The organism is Amycolatopsis sp. NPDC050768 (genome assembly GCF_040654155.1).
GTDB lineage: Bacteria > Actinomycetota > Actinomycetes > Mycobacteriales > Pseudonocardiaceae > Amycolatopsis.
In genome coordinates this window covers 1-19,811 of record NZ_JBFAHL010000012.1, presented here as the reverse complement: position 1 = coordinate 19,811, position 19,811 = coordinate 1, and the positions used below count along the sequence as shown (strand labels likewise).

At 65.6% G+C, this 19,811-nt stretch carries 13 protein-coding genes; 8 read left to right on the top strand and 5 right to left on the bottom strand.

Annotated elements, in window-relative coordinates; all coding sequences use genetic code 11:
* Positions 1-7: 7 nt before the first annotated feature.
* Both AB0H62_RS30960 and AB0H62_RS30955 read left to right on the top strand, forming a co-directional pair.
* Positions 8-2,029 (top strand): DNA methyltransferase, encoded by a 2,022-nt coding sequence (locus AB0H62_RS30960; RefSeq protein ID WP_360589929.1) that lies wholly within the window; start codon positions 8-10, stop codon positions 2,027-2,029.
* Entirely contained in the window at positions 2,026-4,629 is a 2,604-nt protein-coding gene (locus AB0H62_RS30955) for a DEAD/DEAH box helicase family protein (protein WP_360589927.1), read from the top strand. The genes AB0H62_RS30960 and AB0H62_RS30955 overlap by 4 nt, the downstream gene beginning before the upstream one ends.
* A gap of 423 nt (positions 4,630-5,052) precedes the next feature.
* Here AB0H62_RS30955 and AB0H62_RS30950 read toward each other — a convergent pair whose 3' ends face one another.
* Positions 5,053-5,196 carry a hypothetical protein gene (locus tag AB0H62_RS30950; protein WP_360589926.1) on the bottom strand — a complete coding sequence of 48 codons (144 nt, stop codon included), beginning with the start codon at positions 5,194-5,196 and terminating at the stop codon, positions 5,053-5,055.
* Positions 5,197-5,663: 467 nt separating this feature from the next.
* Between AB0H62_RS30950 and AB0H62_RS30945 the strand changes: the two genes are divergently transcribed.
* Genes AB0H62_RS30945 through AB0H62_RS30935 form a run of 3 tightly spaced genes read left to right on the top strand, consistent with a single transcriptional unit; the run spans position 5,664 to position 9,402 of the window.
* Complete coding sequence (locus AB0H62_RS30945) at positions 5,664-6,914, top strand: hypothetical protein (RefSeq protein WP_360589924.1); 1,251 nt, start codon at positions 5,664-5,666, stop codon at positions 6,912-6,914.
* The gene (locus AB0H62_RS30940) at positions 6,911-7,483 is read left to right on the top strand and encodes a hypothetical protein (RefSeq protein ID WP_360589922.1); all 573 of its coding nucleotides are present in this window, start codon (positions 6,911-6,913) and stop codon (positions 7,481-7,483) included. Before AB0H62_RS30945 ends, AB0H62_RS30940 begins: the two co-directional genes overlap by 4 nt.
* Positions 7,480-9,402 (top strand): AAA family ATPase, encoded by a 1,923-nt coding sequence (locus AB0H62_RS30935; protein WP_360589920.1) that lies wholly within the window; start codon positions 7,480-7,482, stop codon positions 9,400-9,402. The genes AB0H62_RS30940 and AB0H62_RS30935 overlap by 4 nt, the downstream gene beginning before the upstream one ends.
* A gap of 530 nt (positions 9,403-9,932) precedes the next feature.
* Here the strand turns inward: AB0H62_RS30935 and AB0H62_RS30930 are convergent.
* Both AB0H62_RS30930 and AB0H62_RS30925 read right to left on the bottom strand, forming a co-directional pair.
* A complete protein-coding gene (locus AB0H62_RS30930; protein WP_360589918.1) occupies positions 9,933-10,487 on the bottom strand; it encodes a YceI family protein in 555 nt (184 codons plus the stop codon).
* Positions 10,488-10,941: 454 nt separating this feature from the next.
* Complete coding sequence (locus tag AB0H62_RS30925) at positions 10,942-11,454, bottom strand: DUF2199 domain-containing protein (RefSeq protein ID WP_360589916.1); 513 nt, start codon at positions 11,452-11,454, stop codon at positions 10,942-10,944.
* 1,660 nt (positions 11,455-13,114) lie between these two features.
* Here AB0H62_RS30925 and AB0H62_RS30920 point away from each other — a divergent pair.
* The gene (locus AB0H62_RS30920) at positions 13,115-14,266 is read left to right on the top strand and encodes a site-specific integrase (RefSeq protein ID WP_220240059.1); all 1,152 of its coding nucleotides are present in this window, start codon (positions 13,115-13,117) and stop codon (positions 14,264-14,266) included.
* Positions 14,263-16,692 (top strand): site-specific integrase, encoded by a 2,430-nt coding sequence (locus AB0H62_RS30915; protein ID WP_220240060.1) that lies wholly within the window; start codon positions 14,263-14,265, stop codon positions 16,690-16,692. The genes AB0H62_RS30920 and AB0H62_RS30915 overlap by 4 nt, the downstream gene beginning before the upstream one ends.
* Here AB0H62_RS30915 and AB0H62_RS30910 read toward each other — a convergent pair.
* On the bottom strand, positions 16,679-17,599 hold the full coding sequence (locus AB0H62_RS30910) for a helix-turn-helix transcriptional regulator (RefSeq protein ID WP_220240061.1): 921 nt from the start codon (positions 17,597-17,599) through the stop codon (positions 16,679-16,681). The two genes, AB0H62_RS30915 and AB0H62_RS30910, sit on opposite strands and share 14 nt — an antisense overlap.
* Before the next feature lie 106 nt (positions 17,600-17,705).
* Between AB0H62_RS30910 and AB0H62_RS30905 the strand changes: the two genes are divergently transcribed.
* On the top strand, positions 17,706-18,920 hold the full coding sequence (locus AB0H62_RS30905; protein ID WP_360590298.1) for an MFS transporter: 1,215 nt from the start codon (positions 17,706-17,708) through the stop codon (positions 18,918-18,920).
* A 26-nt stretch (positions 18,921-18,946) separates the two neighbouring features.
* On the opposite strand, the gene AB0H62_RS30900 is transcribed toward AB0H62_RS30905, so the two are convergent.
* On the bottom strand, positions 18,947-19,129 hold the full coding sequence (locus AB0H62_RS30900; protein WP_360589913.1) for a hypothetical protein: 183 nt from the start codon (positions 19,127-19,129) through the stop codon (positions 18,947-18,949).
* Positions 19,130-19,811: the final 682 nt, after the last annotated feature.

Genomic DNA, 19,811 nt, shown 5'->3' with positions numbered 1-19,811 from the left:
AATCGCGTTGTCCCGCCTCAACGACCTGATCCGCCAAGTCGGTCTCACAAACCCGACACTCGCCGCCGACCTGCAACGCGAAGTCGGTGCCCTCGCGGACCGCCGGTCGTTCGGTCTCAACTTCGAACGCCACGTCCCGGAAGTCGTCGAGCTTCCTGGTCGACCTGTCCGCCGAGGCGACAAGGTGCACGTACTTCCCGGACGCGGCACGAACCCGACTAAAGAGAACTCACGTCTATGGCGAGTCACCGCAATCAAGCGAGCCGCCGGTATCGCCACCATCGAGGATGGCGACGATACCCAGCAGCATCCGCTGACTGAACTGCTCGTCGCCGCCGAGTTCCGCGACCCGATTTACCCCGGTCTGGTCTCCACCGGTCGCATCGAACGCGGCGGAGACAAGCCGTTCCACAGCGTGATCAACGCCGAGAACTACCACGCACTGCAGACGCTGCTCTTCACTCACCGCGGCCAGGTCGACTGCATCTACATCGACCCGCCTTACAACACCGGCAACGAAGGCTGGATCTACAACGACAAGTACGTCGCCAGCGACGACCACTACAAGCATTCCAAATGGCTCGCCTTCATGGAGCGTCGGCTGCTGCTCGCCAAGGAACTACTCAAAGCAACCGGTGTGATCATCGTGGCGATCGGTGATGAGGAACACCACCGGTTGCGAATGCTGATGGACCAGGTCTTCGGGACGGAGAATTATTTAAGTCAGGTCGGTTGGCAAGGCGGACGAAAGAACGACTCCCGGTACGTATCAAACGGAACGGACTACATGCTCATCTACGCACGTTCCGAGGCTGAGTTGGCTGCCCGAGGAATACGATGGCGGGAGTCGAAGCCGGGTATCGCCGCTGTCGTCGCCGCGGCCCATGAAGCGTGGGAGCTATCTGGGCACGACGTAGAGGAAGCGACGAAGCGACTCCGCGAGTGGTGGCGCTCGCTTCCGCAGGACCATCCAACCCGTGCCTCGAAGCATTACGACAGGGTTGACGGAGCCGAAGGCCGGCCCGGCTTCCCGTACTTTGCGGACAACCTTCGTAGTCCCAATCCCCGGCCGAATCTTTGTTATGATGTCCTACATCCAATCACCGGCAAACCGGCCAACATGCACCCCAACGGCTGGGTATACTCGAGTGAGCGCATGGCAGAACTGGTGGCTGCAGGTCGCATTCGGTTCGGCGCAGACGAATCAACCCGACCCACGTTCAAGCGGTATCTGGACGAGATGGATGGGCAAGTGCCACTCGACGCCTTTTATGTCGACCGCCGGGCGGCATCAAGACGAATCGAGGGTATCTTGGGCGACAAGCGTTTCCCAAATCCCAAGGACCACGAGGTTCTCGGACGGTGGATTCGAGTAGTCGCCCCAAAAGACGCTGTAGTGCTCGACTTTTTTGCTGGCTCCGGGTCCACTGCGGAAGCTGTTATGCGAGTCAACGCTGAGGACGATGGCACCCGACGATGCATCCTCGTTACTAACAACGAGGTTTCCGCCAAGGAGGCCAAGGCTCTTCGCAAAGCCGGCCACCGGCCGGGCGATGTGGAGTGGGAGTCCAAGGGAGTCTACGAATTTGTTGCTAATCCACGGATTAGCACTGTAGTGACGGGAATTCGACCGGACGGCTCGACGTACTCCGAGGGCCTGGAGCAGAACGTCGAGTTTTTCGACCTGACTTATGAGGCTCCGCTGCGGGTGTCCAGTCACCGGGAGTTCGAGCGGATCGCGCCGTTGTTGTGGCTGCGTGCCGGATCGCGCGGACGTCGGATCGACAAACTGTCGAAAGGATGGGACGTCGCCGAGGCCTACGGGGTTCTGGCGGATTTGGATCAGGTGGACGCGTTCCTGCACGAGATGAAGAGGCAGGAGTCGGCGCAGATGGCTTTCATCGTGACCGACGAGGATCGGCTGTTCGAGTCTGTCTGCCGCGACCTCCCAGATAATGTCGAGCCGGTGCGGCTGTATGAGGCGTACCTGCGGAACTTCGAGATCAACTCTGGACGGGGTGCGCGGTGAAATTCACGCTCAAGGACTACCAGGCCGACGCGGTCGACGACGCCCTGCGCGCCCTAGAACGCGCGAAGGGGATCTACGAGACTGAAGGCAAGGAAGTGTCGGTGTCGCTGAGTGCGACGACCGGCGCCGGCAAGACTGTCATGGCCGCCGCGGTGATCGAAGCGCTGTTCTACGGAAACTCGACGTTCGACTTCGAGCCGGACGACGGCGCGGTCGTGATTTGGTTCTCCGACGACCCGAATCTCAACGACCAGACGAAGTTCCGCCTGATGGAGGCGTCGGAGAAGCTCACTCACTCCGACCTGGTCACGATCGCGCCGCCGTTCGCGAAGCCGCAACTCGACCCGGGCAAGGTGTACTTCCTAAACACGCAGCGTCTCGGCAAGAACTCACTGTTGACCCGGGGCCACGTCGACGGCGTGGATGGGCAAGAGTCGTTCGAGTCGATGACCTCAACGGCACAGCCGGATATGCAGGGCTGGACGATCTGGGAAACGATCGCCAACACGATCACCGACCCGGACCTGACCGTCTACTTGATCCTCGACGAGGCGCACCGCGGCTTCAACACGAAGGCGACACGGGACAAGCCGACGCTCGTACGGAAGCTGATCAACGGCCACGCTGGCTACCCGCCGATCCCGATCGTGTGGGGCATCTCGGCCACCATCGACCGGTTCAAGGAAGCGATGGAAGAGGCTCACGCCGACAAAACCCGTCGCCAGCTGCCGCCGGTGACCGTGGATGGGTTCCGCGTTCAGGAGTCCGGCCTAGTCAAGGACACCATCTTGCTCGACATTCCCGCCGAGGCTGGAAACTTCGACACGGTCCTTGTCCGGCGGGGCGCGCGGAAGCTTCGCGAGTCCTCCGAGCGGTGGCAGCAGTACGCCGCCGGCCAGGGCAGCGCCGACGTCGTGCAGCCACTGCTCGTGTTGCAGGTGCCGAACAAGGCCGACCACGACCAGATCGGCGTCGCGCTGAACGAGATTTTCCGTGAGGTCGGCGAGCTGGGCGCTGATGCGGTCCGACACGTGTTCGGCGACCACGCCCCGCTGCGGTTCGGATCATGGGAAGTCGACTGGATCGAACCGCAGCGTGTGGAAGACGCCGCGAAGGTGCGCGTGTTGGTCGCGAAGGACGCCATCTCGACCGGGTGGGACTGCCCGCGAGCGGAGGTGATGGTGTCGTTCCGTCCGGCGAAAGACCACACGCACATCACGCAGCTGCTCGGCCGGATGGTGCGCAGCCCGCTCGCGCGCCGCGTGCCGGGGGACGAGAAGCTCAACGCCGTTGAGTGCCTGCTGCCGTTCTTCGACCGCACGATGGCAGGCAAGGTCGTTAAGTTCCTCACCGGGCAGATCGACGAGATTACGGCGCCGGTGCGGAGGACTATCATCGAGGAGTGCATGCTCAAACCCAACCCGAAGCTTCCCGAATCGGTGTGGGACAGCTGGGACGCGATGCCGACGATGACGATCCCGAAGCGTGGCTCGTCTCCGGTGCGACGCTTGGTGACCCTCGCTCTTGCGCTGTCGGCTGACGGTGTGCGTCCCGGCGCGCTGCGAGACGCCACTGAGGATATGCATAACGTCCTGGAGAGTCAGCGTCGTCGTCACCCGAAGCTGCTCGACAAGGCCGTCTCGGAGATCTGGGCGGTCCGAGGTCAGACGATCGGCGGTAGGACCGGCAGCTCTCACCTGTCGTACGAGGACTTCGTCGAGCGCGCCGACGACCGCGCCATCCAAGTCGGGTTCACCGACGCGAAGAGGGCGTTTGGCGCCGACATCGCGCAGTCGTACGTGAACTTCTTGGCCGACCAGGACGAGGAGGACGACTCTCTACGCGAGGCGTACGTGACTACGTCTGCGCTAGCGATCGTTCCGGAGGTTCGCGCGTACATCGACAAGGAGGCTGACAGCCTTTCGGACAAATGGTTCGCGCGTTATCGGGTGCAAATCCGTGATCTCTCCGACGAGCGTCGCCAGGTGTACGACGACATTGCGGCGCTGGCCACCGAGCCCAAGGTGTCCGAGCTGATCCGGCCGAGGACCCGGATCGAGGACTACCTCGAGGTCCAGCCCGACGGACAGTACGCCCGGGCGCGCATGGTCGATCGGCACCTGATGTCCGACGAGCACGGCATGTGCCCGATCAGCTCGCTAAACGACTGGGAGCGGAAAGTCGTCACGGCAGAGCTCGCCCGCGACAACTGTGTGGGGTGGTACCGGAATCCGCCGCGGCAAGCCGCCGACTCCCTCGGCATCGCGTACCGAGACGAACTCGGCAATTGGCGCTCGATGCATCCGGACTTCGTGTTCTTCAACGATGTCCGCGGCGAGGTACGACCGTCGATTGTCGATCCCCACGGCCACCACCTCGAAGACTCGCTGGCAAAGCTCCAGGGACTCGCCAGGTTCGCTCAAGATCACGGCTCGAAATTTCACCGCATCGACGCCGTGTCAAGCGTCGGAAACGTGATGCGCATCTTGGATCTGCAGAATCCGTTGGTTCGCAAGGCCATTCTGCACGATCAGAAGTCGCCTATGGAGTATTATGAATCCGATATCGCAATCGACTACGTGTGGGACGGACACAGCTGAGCGTAAAATTGTCTCGGCCATGCAGGCTCACACGACCTCTTCAGCGGATCTGGAGATGCTCACGATTTCGCCTCTGCCGTTTGGGACGTCGCACGGCTCGCCCTCCGGGGTGCGCTGGGCGAAGTGAAACACGCGCCACTGGTCACGCGTGGGTTGGTCATGGAGCCCAGCTTCCGAGACTACGATGGCGGTCAGCCCAGCTCAATCCTTCTGAGGAGCGAGCAAGATCGTTTTCCGACACACGCACCAGCCCCTGCGGGGTGGGGGGATGGTCACATTGACTGTTCGCTCCCTTTCGTTGTATCGCACCTCTAGCCCGCTCTCCTCGTGCAGCTCCTGAAGCCTCACGGCACTCGCGTACATCACCTGCCGCCCGGGTTACAACGAGCGAGTCCATTGCCTCAACCTCCGCCCGATCAATGGTCACTCTGACGGCAGCCGCGCCAACTCTTCCTCCGCCATATCGATCTCCGCCTTGGCGCGGTTGGGCGGCTCGACCAGCGCGGCCGGATCGGTGCCGGCCCCGGTCGCCTGCTGAAATCTGGACAGCTTCGTCTTTGTTTGCATCAGCGGCCGCTCAACGTCCAGGGTTCGGTCCGGCTCACGTTTACTTCGGGGGCGACGTCGGGCATCGCGCATACCGTGGCGTCGCGTTGACCAGGCGAAAAGACGTGATGGATGTAGCTGGTGCCGTCCTAGGACCCACAACGGTGCACGTCAGTGAATCTCGGAGGGAGCGACTTCGCGACATGCCGCGATCAAACCCCCGCCGGCGATCACAGCCCTGCCCTTCGAGTGGGCGCCCGGCGACCGATGGGTCGCACGTGCGGCCGTTAGAGTGATGGCGCAGCGCAGTCGGCGGGTTGTTGATCGTCGGGCCCTATGATGTCCCGATGTCCTCGGGGTCCTCTGTTTCTTCGCCTAGAACCGCTGACGGTGATCGGTCTAGATCCGCCGTCGAAAGGGTCCTCACAGCTACTCCGCCGGATGATTCAGGTGCGGACACCGCCGACCGTTATGAGTGGCAGGCCGCGATGGCGGCCGCCGACAGTTTGGCTCTCTATCTGCGGTCGCTCGATGAGCACGGGCGTTTGCCGCAGGACTGCGACGGTCGCGTGTTGTGTGAATGGCAGGAAGACTGGGTTCTGCTGGAGGATGAGGACGCCGAGCTTGTTTCTGGTAAGCACCGGGACCCGTCCGTGAGTGCCTTTACTACGGTGAACAAGCTCGCCGACGAGGGCGGGCTCGCGCATCTGTTTGAACGCTGGTCGGCGTTAGGGGAGAAACCGCTGTGTCGGCTGGTGACCACCGGCGGAGTCGCGGCCGGCGATGCACACGATGTTCTGGCAGCATGTGAATATTTTCGTAAGCTGCGGCTGTCCGGCGCCGCCGTGGTCGTGACGGATGAACGCCGCGAAATTGTTGATATGCTTCGAGCCGCGATTGCCCGCTATCACACCGCTGTCGCGGCACGCTGGAACGGCGGCGCGACGGTGCCGGCCGATGAGCAGCGTGCGGAAGTCGCCCGTTTCATGTCGATGTTGCGTGTCGATCACAGCAAACCGCAGCGAGCCTACATCGAGTACGCAGCACCGTCGATGTTCGCTCAGCCCGTGCTGGACCGGCTAGCCATAGCTGGAGCGGTCGTGGTTGTGTGGGAAGCGGTGATGCGGCTGTTTCGGGCTCGTATGCGGGCGAAAGGACCGATACCGAGCGCGGCGTTGCCCGCGGTGATGGCGTATCGGCTGGGCGCTAGCCCGCCGACCTACACCGAAATCGAGCGGGAACTCCTCAGGCGGATCGTGACCATGAGTGACATCGACTTAGCCATCCGGACGGCGTTGGCCATGCCGGCCGGATATGAGCCGGTGCAGCGGGTGCCGCTGACCACGCGACTGGCCGTGAAGATGAACACTGGTGGCTGCTCCGACAACGCCGTCGAGCGGGCGGAGCACTTACGTATGGAGTACCAGGACTACTGGCGCGAACGGATCGGCGGGGACGCTTCAGCGCGCGTGGAGCAGAAGAGCTTCGAACGTCGGCTGCTGCGCATCAACGATGAGGTCAACGACTCCGTCTCCGTCGCAGGCGGAGTGCTGTGGCGTCGCCTGCAACAGCGCATGGACGACCTGCCCGGTGACTCCTTGCCTGCCGGCATGGACGCCGACATCGCCTTGGGTGGGCTGTGTGAGTGGGCCAACCGGTGCAAGGTGTGGTTTGGGCAGCGATTCGACGTAGACGATGTGATCGCGCGGCTGCGTGCGGAGCGGGAAGCGACGTCATGACCGAACCCGACGGCGTCCTGGAACGTACGCTGCTGCGAGAAGACCTCGCCTATCACCAGGTGCGGGTGCTGCTGCTCGTGACCGCGGTGGCGGCAACGAAGGGACACGCCAACAAGCTCGACGGGCTCACCAAACTGGCGAAACTCGACTTCCTCGTCCGGTATCCGGCTCTGGCTCCGCAGGTCCTTGACCGGCTGGATCGCCACGACCCTCGGCTACACCTTGGCGTGAATGAGTTCTCCGCACCCACCGATGTTGAAGCCCCGATGACCCGGTACAAGTATGGGCCGTGGGATGACCGGTACTACGCGATCATCGGCGCCCTCATCGGCCGCGGTCTGCTCCGCTACACCGCCGCACGTAAAGGAAGCGTCGCGGTGACCCCCACGCCCGCCGGACGGCGCCTGGCCGGCGAACTGGCCAATAGTCGACAGTGGACCGACACCAACGACCGCAGCCACGCGATCGCAGAGGCGTCGGCGAACATGACAGGAAACGCGTTGAAGGACCGTATCTATGAGCGGCTGGCAGACTTGATGGACCGCCCGCACCGGCAGGTGATCCGATGACTGTCCGGTTCCGTGTTGACGTCTTGACTCTTGACACCACCGAAGGTGAGGTGACCTATCAGTTCGCCTCCGACCTCACTGTCCTGGCCGGCCCGACGGGCGTGGGAAAGACCACGCTGCTGGAACTGATCAAGTTCGGGTTCGGCGGCGATGCGCGCCTCGCGCCCGTCGCGATCGAGCATGTCGAAGCCGTCGCGCTGGACGTGACGATCGGTGAGGACAAGCTCCGACTGGTACGCAGCCTCGATGAGGCCAAACGTAAGACAGTGCGCGTCACCGACCGCATCGCGCAGGAACGCCAACCTGACCACAACGTGGGCGAGGAACAACCAAGCCTTAACACCCTTCTAATGCGCTACCTTGGCCTGCGCGACGACATGCGCGCTGCCGCGGGTGGCAACAGCTCACGCGAAGGCAACCGCATCACCTTCTACGACATCTTCACCTATCTCTACATCCCTCAATACGAGATCAACCGCGACATCGCCCACAGCCAAGACAGCTACCGCGAACCAAAGCGCCGAGCGGTATTCGAGCTGCTGTTCGGGTTGACCGACGCCGACATTTTAGCCATGCGGTCGCGCGTCAACAAACTCAAAGGCGACATCGACAAGGCAGACAAGGAACACTCCACCGTCGTGGAATTCCTGCGCACCAGCGGAACCACCGCCCGCAGTGACGCGGTCGAGATCTACGAGGCAGCCCGGGAACATCAGGGAGCCGCCGAGCGGGAACTGGCCGTGCTGCGGGATGAGATCGAGCCAGTCGCTGATCGGGAAACTCAAGTGGTGCGGGATCTGCTGGCCGAAGCAGAACGCGCCCTCGCTGACGCCCGCGCCGCCGATGTTGACTTGGCCAGGCGACAAGCCGAGTACATCGGTGAACGTCGCCGCGTCGAGGGCGACCTTGCCCGGTTGGACAGGCTACGTGTGGCGGGTGCACGGTTGGCCGACATCGAATTCACCACCTGTCCTCGCTGTATGCAGTCTCTTGATCGGCACGTCTCTGAGGGGGCTTGTCGGTTGTGTCTGCAACCTGATGCGGTCGCCGAGACGGGGGAACTCGACCAGTACGAGGTTCGTCAGCTGACGTCGCAGCTCGCGGAAATGGAAGACCAGATCCGCGCTCTCGGCGCTCAGCGGGAGGTGTTCACGCGTGCCGTCAGCGATCGAGAACAACTGATCGACCATCTGTCCCGGACGCTTGAGAATCGCACGGCCGAACGAGTCACCCCACGCCTGCAGGCATTCAGCGACGCCTCGCAACGCCTCGCCACGGCACGAACACAGCTGGAGCTCCTCGAAGCCACGTTACGTCAATGGGATCGTGTCGCAGATCTGGAAAGGGCCGCAGATGCGCTTCGGAGCGAACGGGAGCAGCTGCGGGGCCAGTTGAAGCGGGCGACAGCGCAACTGGAAGAGCGACGTACGCGCATCATCGATGAGATCAGTGAAGAGTTCGCCAGCACAGTGGCAGCAGTCGGCATCCCTGGGGTGCAGACCGCGTCCGTGCACCGGGACAGGTACCTGCCGTACCTCAACGGCAAGATCTTCTCGCAAGTGGTCCAAGTCGGTGGCGGCATGGCCACCGCCACGCAGGTGGCCTACTGGTCGGCAGTGCTTGCGGTGGCGCTACGAAACCACGACACCAACTATCCGGCATTCCTGCTCATCGACAGTCCGCGGCTGGCGCTCAACACAGCAGAAAAGCTCACCGCTGCCCTGTATCGCAGGCTCGTCACGCAGGCCGACGCCAACCCCGGCCGTGTCCAGTTCATCATCGCCGACAACGAATTGCCCAGCAGCTACCGTGGGCACTACGCGCAGGTCGACTTCGGCTATCTCAACCCCACCGTATCCACTATCAATCACCCGGGAGAATCCGAAGTCGTCACCATCGACGCCGTGCCTGCAGAATAATCACCTCAAGGAGTATCGGCAAACTGGTGGTCTTCCCCGCGGACGCCCTGTCACGTCCACGTCGCCACGGACCGGGCGAGGCGGCAAGCGCCGGCCCCGTCGACGGCGGTAACGACGTCGACCACCTGCCGGGTCGCGGTCTGGTCGCTACGATCGCCTGATGCAGGTTTCGGTCCGGATTCCGTTGGTGGTCGTGATACTCGGCATCGCGGTGTGGTCGCCGGGCAATGGGTGAACGCGGCTCGGGAATCGCGGCGGCTGCGCCACGCCGCCGACGTCGAACGGCAGAACTGGGCACAGGCTTTGCTGCTGGACAAATACACCGTCCGGACTACCACGATGCGCCGCTGCCACTGGCGACGTGACAATGGCTTGCCCGCGCTGCCGCCGCACCCCCAAGGGCATCGCCACTCGCCAGATTGTGAGCGCCTGCCGGGCCAGCCTCGCCACTGTCCACGACCACCGCGCTCAGCCGGCACCCAGTATGCTGCATTTCGGCGAGCGGCGGCCGGCCTGATGATTCTGCGTGGCTAGGGCGGGGTGAGTTCCGCGTCGAATTCGATTGCGACCTCGTTTGCCAGCTTCAGCGCCCCGAAAAACGCCGAATAGGGTTTGATGCCCCATTGTGTCTGGACTATGGTTGCGCCGCCTCGAATCCTGCGGTCGTCGCTGACCGTGGCCAGCACGGTGATCGGGTGTGACTGGTCCATGATGGTCAGATTGCCGTCGACGGTGAGCGATTCGCCATCTTGGATGACTCGCGTCGAGTGGAACGTGATTGCGTGATATCGGTCGGTGTGCAGAATCTTCGTCTGAATGTTTTTCTCGATCTCGGCGCGGTCGGAGTCGGTGAGCGGTTTGATTCCGCCGCTTCCGGACCGCACCCGCAGCGAGCCGGCGACGACGTCGACCGAGACCGAGGACAACGCGGGGTCCGCCGTGTTCACCGACACGGCGGCAACCCACTCTGACGCCTCGATCGTGAGATCGTGCCCGACGCGCGAGCCGAGTCCAGTGCGCCGCGTCTTCACCAATAGCTCGGCCGACTGCGGACCGGACCGGTACTGGCCCTCCCGAAACGACATAAACTCGACGTTACGCCGGGACGCTCAGCCGTCCAAGTCGACGTCGCCGTCCGGGTCGCGGCGCGGGCGCTTCCTGGCCGGCGCTGGGTCCCTACGTCGTCCCGGTCATGGTCGAGATCGACTGCGACAACGACACGATCGACCGGATCGCCACCCGGCCCTGCCGGGCGAGGTGGCGACTTGTCAGCGGGCGAACTTCTCGATGGCGGCCAGCGTTGTAGTCCCCATGGGGGGGTGTGGCTGGGGTAAGTGAGAACCTACAGGTCAGCCAGGGATCCGGAGCGTTGTGGTTAGCGTGCAAGATCGTCTCGGACACATACTTGGTTCTTTGACCTGCGGTTTTGTCAAGACTTCTCATTGGTTCCTCTGTGGATCCGCTGGTCATGGGCGTGGGGGTTCAAGTCCCCTTCCGATACGCTCGCTAAACGCACATCGTGGTCGCCGGTCAGCGGGCTCACTGGGTGGGGTGCAGGAGTAGTTCGGCGATAGCTTGGATGCGAGCTCGGGTGATGCCGGCCCGTTGTTCGACTGCCAGCGGGTGGTCGGTGGGTTCGAGTTCGGCAGTGGGCCGGACGCCGACGGGCTGGGTGTGCAGGTTGGTTTTCAGGTTCAGGGTCGTCGGCTCGTAAGAGGGCAGTTCGGTGGAGAGCCAGCCGAATTGGGGTGGTTCCTGGACTCGTTCGGGCTTGTCCCACATTTCGATGACGCGGCCGAAGTTGGCCTTGCTGAGCGAGACCCACACGCCCCATTCGAAGTCGTCGCTGGTGTCCAGGACGGGCAGGACCAGGCGGGCCTTGACGAAGAAGTGCTCGCGGTCAATCACGCACTGCTCGTCGCCGAGGATGCTGTCCGGCTGGCCGTTGAGGCCGTCGTGCCAGTAGGCCGGGGCGAAGGTGCCGTAGGCCAAGGGCAGGTCGTCGTGGTGCCGGCCGCAGCAGGAGCAGTCGAACCCCAGGTCCGTCATCATGACAAACAGCATAGTCACGCTTTACTTAACCTTGATCAATATGGTCTCCGAACACCGGCCGGTCACCAGGGCGAGTCAGGGCAAAGCGCGTGCCATAGCCGCAGCGAGGCGGTGAGGTCTCCGGGGCGGTGGGCGAGGGCGAGTCGACCGCGAGGTCTGGTTGGTTGCCGGTTGGCCACTTTGGGTCCAGCGCCGCGGCGCTGACTCGGACAGCAGAACCGTACGACAGCTAACGACGAATATGACTGTGTGATCGCGCCGTTGCTGTCGCGTTTGGCGGCTGGGGCGGGACGCCCGGAGATCAGCGAGTTCCTCTGGCACGAACTTACCGATCACTTCGGGTTGAGCGATCCTGCAGCCAACTGTTCTGACCGGATGGCAGACCAGTTGGTGGCGTGGTGGGCTGCGCTCAGCAGGCCCTCAGCAGAGCAGAACCGGCTTTCGCAGTAGGCGTAGCGCCCACCGACCGGTCAATCACCATCAACGATACCTGCCGGGGCCCTGGAGCGACCGTCCTGCCGTTGCGCAATGGAGCTCGGGATATTGACCTGCTCGATGCTTGGGGACGGCGTGTCGACGGAGCGCGCAGAGCGCGAGGCTAGCGCGCTGGGGCTCGAATGTGGTCATCGGAACCGACCTCGTGCTGCTCGCCACCGAGATTCGGCCCGGGTAGAGCTCGCGGAGAGGTGGCGCGCCTCGCCGACCTTCTGACCCCCACGCCTTCGCGTCCAGCTGTGACCCGGCGGCCGTAACAAACGTTCGTCACCCACCGATTCGTGGCCGTACGGATCTGATCAGATGAGGGGGGCTGACGTCGGTCTTTAACCCGCTGGTGGTGGTGACGCTGCCGCTGCTGGTCGCGACCCTCGTGATGCTCGTGGGTGGCTGGTGAAGATTGGCCGGTACCTTCGACCACGACGCCGGGTTCGACCGGCCAGTAGGTGAAGTCCTCGCGACGTCGCTGCCGAGCCGGGGTCCGGAGCTGTCGGGCTCCGCGAGGTGTGTTGCCGTAGTCGAGCACCAGCGGGAACAGTCGGTGCCCGGGCAGCGCTCAGGCGCGTTCAGCCGCCGGCTGCGCCGTCGATTCCGCATGGGGAACCTCCGGAAACTGTCCCCGGACCGGGTCGCCGAGGGCTGTGAACATCGCGCCTCACCAGTCACCGGGACGAAAAGAACCACCGGTATGAACACCGTATGTCGGCATCGGCTCACGAATACGAACGTCCCGACGTCAACAGCCGGATGGCCTACAACCGCCGGAGTGAACTACCCAGCACGATCCATAGCGGGCACGCCCGTGCGCACCCTGCTGGTGGCCTCACCTGAAGTCCCGGGACGTCGTCGCCAGCGATTTCAGGTCCAGCGGCGTGACCTTGTCGGCCACGATCGAGACGGTGCCTTGCCCGACTTGGGCGATGCCGCGCACGAGCAGCGCTGGGCTGGACAGCCATATTTGACGGTCGCGGCGCCACACCGTTGACCGGACTACGAGGCGACACGCCGGTGCGTCGTCAGCTGACCCCGGACGCAGGGTTCGAGACTTCGGTCGTCGTGATCGCCGAAGTCGTCGGAGTGCGTTGTGCCTGCTCAATCGCCGCTGGATTTTGTGCGGTTGCCCCGTTGGGGGCGGGTTGTTCCGTGGTCGAGTGGCCCGGCGTGGATGGTGGTTGATCCGGACGACGCGGTCGTGCCGGCGATCGCGGAGTTCCTGGCCGATCTCGCGGCCCGGCCCACCAGCGCGGCCAGTGTCCGCAGCTACGCCTACGACCTGTTGCGCTGGTGGCGGTGGTTGCGGGTCTGCGGCGTTGAGTGGAATCGGGCGACCACGGCGGAGGCTCGCGGGCTCGTGCTGTGGCTGTCTCGGGCCGTCAAGCCACGGAAACATCCACGGACGGTGTCGGCGTCGACGGCGGGCACGGTCAACCCGATCACGCGTAAGCCGCACCTCGGGAATGGGTATCAGCCGCGGACAATCCGGCACAGCAACGCGGTGATCCGCAGCTTCTACGAATTCCACCGCGAGGATGGCCGGCGCGGACCGCTGCTGAACCCGATGCCGTTGGACGCGCACGCCTGGCGCGGCTACGACGGCGCCTTCGAGGGCCGGCCCCGGACCGAGGGCCGGATCCGCTTCAACCCGCGGATCCCGCAGCGGCTGCCGCGCGCCATGCCAGATGAGCAGTGGAACACAGTGTTCGGCATGCTGCGCTCGCACCGCGACCGCGCGATCATCGCCATGGGCGTGAGCTCGGCGGCCCGGCCGGCCGAGTTACTGGGCATGACGGGCCCGGACGTCGACTGGGGCGAGCAGCAGATCCGGGTCGTGCGCAAGGGCACGCGTGCTGAGCAGTGGCTGCCCGTCAGTGCCGAGGCCCTGGTGTGGCTGCGGCTCTACCTGGCCGAGCTCGGCGAGCTCGCGCCGACGGTTCCGTTGTGGCAGACACTGCGACGGCGCGACCGCGGGTGCGGGCTGACGCGCCAGCCGCTGAGCTACGACTCGCTGCGTGCCGTGTTCCGACGGCTCAACGCGGCCCTGGGCACGAACTGGACGCTGCACGACTTGCGCCACACGGCGGCGATCCGGATGTCGCGCGACTCGCGGCTGTCGATGCGCGACGTGCAGGTGATCCTCGGACACGCACACCTGAGCACGACCGCGGAGGTGTACCTGGTGGAGGACCAGGCCGAGGTCCTCTTGCGAGCTGCGGAACACCTGGCCGCTCTGGCCGCCGCGCCTGCCCCGCAGCCGAGACCGGCCGCTCCGTACGCGGCCGCGGATCTGCAGGTGCTGTTCGGGGGCGAGCTCCGGTGACGTCGATCGAGACGAAGCGCACGAAGGACTGGATGATCGACCTCGCGCACCTGCTGGATCGTCCCCGCGTCGGCCGCGGTGACCAGCTGACGATCGATGAGGTGCTCGAGCTGCCGACGCGCTCGCCGCTGTGGGTCGCGGTCGACGTCAAGGCGAACAACGCGACGATGGTTGAGTTGCGGCGCCTGATGAGCTGGCTGGCGGGCTTCCCTGGCGCCGGTTGGCAGCACCGGTGGCAGGCGTCGGGCGCCGATGCCGGTCTGGATTGGCTCGGTACTGTGCCCGATCACCGTCCCTTCACCAGGGCGGTCCGCGAGGCGCGGATGCGGGCGTTGTCGTGGCTGCTGCTGGAACAGGTGGTGCTGCCCAGCTATGACGCGCTGCTGGCCTATCGCCCGCACGACTTGCTGGTTCGCTACCGCTTTCTGCATGAACCCGAGTCGTACGAAGCTCTTGCAGCCGGCACGGACAAGCTGAAGCTGCAGCAGAAGTACAGCCTGCCCGCGCTGGTGGTGATCACGAAGATCGCCATCCACACGGGACGCCCGCCGAGCCAGATGACGGCCGACGACGTTCTCGAGATGTACGCCTGGGCAATGCAGTACACCGGCCGCTCGGGCAAACCGACTCAGGGCATGCACGCCGCGTGGCAGATGCTCACCACGATCGGTGTCACTCCGGGAGGCAGCACGTTGCGGTACACCGTGCTGCACGGCCAGCGCCCGACCGCCGACCTGGTCGACGCCTACCGCGTGCAGTCGGCTGAGATCCGCGACTTGTTCATCCGCTACCTCGACGAGCGGCGCCCGGCTCTGGACTACACCTCGTTCCGCGGAGACGTGAGCCTGCTGGTCGGGCAGTTCTGGGCCGACATCGAACGCCACCACCCGGGCATCGACACGCTGCACCTGCCCGACGACGTGGCTGCGGCGTGGCGCGATCGCGCGCGCGTCGTGACGCTGCCCGACGGCACCACCCGCCCACGTGAGGAACGGCTGGGCCTCCTCTCGCGCGTCCGCAGTTTCTACCTGGACCTCCAGCGTTGGGCGGTGGAAGACCCGTCGTGGGTGCGCTGGGCAGTGCCCAGCCCGGTGCGCGCGAGCGACTGCCGAGGGTTCGCGCGCAGCCAGCGCGCCGCACGGTCGCGGATGCACCAGCGCATCCGCGAACGGCTGCCGCACTTGTCCCAGATCGCCGATGTCGCAGACCGTCTCCGCGCAGAGTCGGCGACCCTGCTGCGCGCCACATTGGACTGCGCGCCCGGTGAGGAGTTCACCGTCGGCGATCGGCGATACAGGCGCATCTTGCCCAAGATCGCACAGCGCACCCGCCGCCTGCGCGACGAACTCGTCGGTGCTTACGTCATCGAAGCCGGGGCCACCGATGTGGTCGACGTTGCCGCCCGCGAGGACGAGTTCTTCTGGGCGTGGGCGGCGATCGAGACGCTGCGGCACACCGGCGTGCGTGTGGAGGAACTGCTTGAGCTGACCCAGCTCGCGATCGTGTCGTACCGGCTCCCGGACACCGGCGAGGTGGTTCCGCTCTTGCAGATCGTGCCGTCGAAAAACAACCAGGAGCGGTTGCTGCTGGTCAGCCCCGAGCTGGCCAGCGTGCTCGCCACGATCGTTACCCGGCTGCGCGTCGGCAACGGCGGCGCCGTCCCGCTCGTGCCGCGTTATGACCACCACGAGCGCACGGTCGGCCCGCCGCTACCGCACCTGTTCCAACGCCAGCGCGGCAGTCGCCGCACCGTCATCAACCAGAGCACGATCAACAGTCTCATACGCGGCGTGCTGCGCGAAGCCGGCGTCCGTGACGCGGCCGGGGAGCCGATTAGCTATGCCGCACACGACTTCCGCCGGATGTTCGCCACCGACGTCGTCACCAACGGGCTGCCCGTCCACATCGCCGCGCGCCTGCTCGGCCACGCCTCGCTGGACACGACCCAGGCCTATGTCGCGGTGTTCCAGGACGACCTCGTCCGCACCTACCGCGCCTTCCTCACCGACCGCCGTGCCGCCCGCCCCAGCGAGGAGTACCGCAGCCCCACGGAGGAGGAATGGCGCGAGTTTGAGCAGCACTTCCAGACCCGCAAGCTGGAACTCGGCACCTGCGGGCGTCCCTACGGCACCCCTTGCCAGCACGAGCACGCCTGCGTCCGCTGCCCCGTACTGCACGTCGATCCGCGTCAGCGCGGCCGGCTCGCCGAGATCATCGCCAACCTCCGCGACCGGATCACCGAAGCCCGGATGAACGCCTGGCTCGGTGAGGTCGACGGGCTGACCGCCAGCCTGAACGCAGCGACCACGAAACTAGCCGACCTCGACCGGTCCACCCGTGCCCGGGCGGGCGGACCCGTCACGATCGGGATGCCCGTACTAAGGCAGTCACCCCCGCCGTCGGGCACCCCCGTCACGGACCGCTGATTTTCCGGAGTTCGCCGGCGTGGGTGAGGTCGTAGCCGCCGAGGTTTGCGATGGTGGTGCGGACGGTGGGGTTTCGCAGGGCTGTGCGCAGGGGTTGGGCGACGCCGAGGGCGGATTCGGGGAGGGCGATGTCGTAGGACTCCCAGGTGAGGGGGATGAAGCCCAGTTCCAGTTCTGCGGTGTGGGCGCGGATGCCGAGGCCGGTGTCGGCGGTGCCGGCGGCGATGGCAAGGGCGATTTCGAGGTGGGAGTTCAGTTCCGGGCCGGTGATGGTGTGGGGCGGGATGTTATGGGCGATGAGGAGTTGGTCGAGCAGGACTCGGGTGCCGGCGCCTTGTTCGCGGCGGGCGACGAGCAGGCCGGCGAGGTCGGCCGGGCTGTTGAGGTTGCGGGGGTTTCTCCGTGGGACGAGGAGGCCTTGTTCGCGGCGCCAGAGGTGGAGCAGGTGCGGGTTGTGGTCGTGGAGCAGGGCTCGGGCGAAGGGGGCGTTGTAGTCGCCGTTGCGGTGGCGCAGGTGGATGGCGGCGCCGTCGGCTTCGCCGCGGGCGAGGGCGCGCAGCGCGTGGAAGCTGCCGCGGGCGCCGACGGGTGTGACGGCGGATGTGGTGTGGGCGAGCAGGATTTGCAGGGCGGGGTCGTCGCTGCCGGCGAGGCGGAACACGCGGTCGGCCTCGAGCAGGCGCGCCGCGGCGACCTGGGCGCCGGTGGCGACGCGGGCGCGGCGGCGGTCGGCGACGGTGATGACGCGGGCGTCGGCGAGGTGGCGGTAGGCGCGCACGATGGTCGAGGAGGTGGCGCCGAGCTCGGCGGCGTAGGTGCGCACGGCGGGTAGCTCGGCGCCGGGCGGCAGGTCGCCGGAGCGGACGCGCTGCGCGATGTCGGTGGCGATGTCGAGGTAGCGGGCCACGTTCCCTGCTTCGGTCAGTAGGAACACAGTTCTGTTCTGGTCTTCATCCTAGTGGCTGGTGAGCTGCAGAAGTAGTCTGCCGATTCTGTCGCTGCTGCTGTTGTCTATGGCTGTGAGCGACGCGGTGAAGACGGCGAAACGGCCGTGGTTGACCCCTGGGGTTGGTGGGATCGGCACGGCGAGTTTTCTCGCGGACGTGGGTCATGAGGTTCCGACGGCGCTGATGGCGAGCTTCGTGACCAGCACCTTGGGCGCCCCGGCGGCGGTGCTCGGGTTGATCGAGGGCATCTCCGAAGGGCTGGCCGGCACCGGCCGGTTCGTCGGCGGAGCGCTGGCGGATGACCCGGGACGACGGCGACGGGTCGCGGTCGGCGGCTATACCGCGACCGCGGTGCTGTCGGCGTTGATCGGCGTGACGTCGTCGGCGGTGCAGGCGGGTGTGCTGCGCGGAATGGCGTGGGCCGCACGCGGGCTGCGGGTGCCGGCCCGCAACGCGCTGCTGGCCGACGTCGTACCCAAGCACGCCTACGGGCGGGCGTATGGGTTCGAGCGCACGATGGACAACCTGGGCGCGATCGTCGGGCCGTTGCTCGCGCTCGGGTTGGTCGCGTTGGTCGGGGTCCGGACGGCGATTGTGCTGTCGGTGATCCCGGGAGTGATGGCGGCGGGCGCGATCGTCTTCGCCATCCGGCAGGCCCGGTTGCCCCGCGTCGCCGAGCGGCGCAAGCTGCGGTTCCGGATCCGCCCGGTGATGAGAGGCCGGCTGGGTCGGGTGATGGCCGGGTTCGCCGCGTTCGAGGTCGGCAACGTCGCCGCGACTCTGCTGATCTTGCGGGCCACGGATCTGCTTGCCCCGAGCCACGGGACGCAGAACGCGACACAGCTCGCGATCACGCTCTACATCGTCTACAACGTGGCGGCCACGCTCGTGTCCTTTCCGGCCGGGAGCTGGTCGGACCGTTTCGGGCCGCTGGTGGTGACGGCGGCCGGGGTCGCGGCCTTCCTGCTGGGCTACGTGGTGTTCGCGGTGTCGAGTCCAGCGCTTGTGGTGCTGGGGCTGGGTTTCGCGCTGGCCGGGATCGGGATCGGCTGCGCGGAAACAGCCGAGCACGCCGCGGTGGCTGCGCTGGCGCCGAACGAGCTGCGCGGGTCGGCGTTCGGGCTGCTGGCCACCGTCCAGGCGCTGGGCAACGTGGCCGCGAGCGTGGTCGCCGGGGCGCTCTACACGTTCGTCTCGCCCCCGGTGGCGTTCGGCTACCTCGTCGGCTGGATGGGAATTGCGCTGGTCCTGCTGGGATGGGCAGGCCGCCGCGACCGCTGACTCGGCGACACCAAACGTTCGGCTGGCTAGCGGAAATCGCGAGACTTCGTCGCCAGCGACTTGAGGTCCAGCGGCGTGAACTGGTCGGCGACAATCGACACGGTGCCTTCGCCGACCTGCGCGATGCCACGCACCACAACCGCAGCGTGATTCATCAAAATCTTCCTACTCCGGTGAAACAGCCCGACCGACACGATGATGTTGGCCATGCCGGTCTCGTCCTCGAGGTTGAGGAATTGATGCCGCCGGCGGTGGCGGGGCGTTGTTTGTGGGTGACCGCGCCGCCGACCGTGATCCGGGTGCCGTCGGGGACGTCGAGGAGCTGGCCGGCGGGAATCGCGCCGAGCTCATCGAGGTGGATGCGCAGGAATTCGATCGGGTGGCGATCAGCGGTGATGCCGGTGGCCCACAAGTCCGCCGACGCCAGCTCGAAGGTCGTCACAGAACAACGAGAACCCGGACACGTGCGAGGAGCAGGCGACAGCGGACCGAGCACCATCACGGGCACGGACAATTCCAGTGCCGACGGGATGGGTGCTTTCAGGCCCGCTGCTGGACGATGAGGAACGCGCCGCATCCTCCCCGCGCCGAGGTCCCTCATCGTTCGCGCAAGATCGGTATGCCGCGAAGGCGGCGCACCGCCGGACCGGAACGCGCGAAATACCTCAGCTCTCGCACTCTAACGCCCGCAGCACTACCCCGCGGCCCGGACGTCACAGGAACGAGCCTTTCCGCGAGCAAGATCGACGACGCCTGTTACCGCGGCGAGCTGGTACCCGTCGTCGGCCGAGGACCTCTAGTGTCGCGTGTCTGAAGTAATTTTACGGTTGATTTTGGTGATGATGTCGTCGTCGGTGGCGGTCCAGGTGAAGGGTTTGGCGCGGTCGTTGT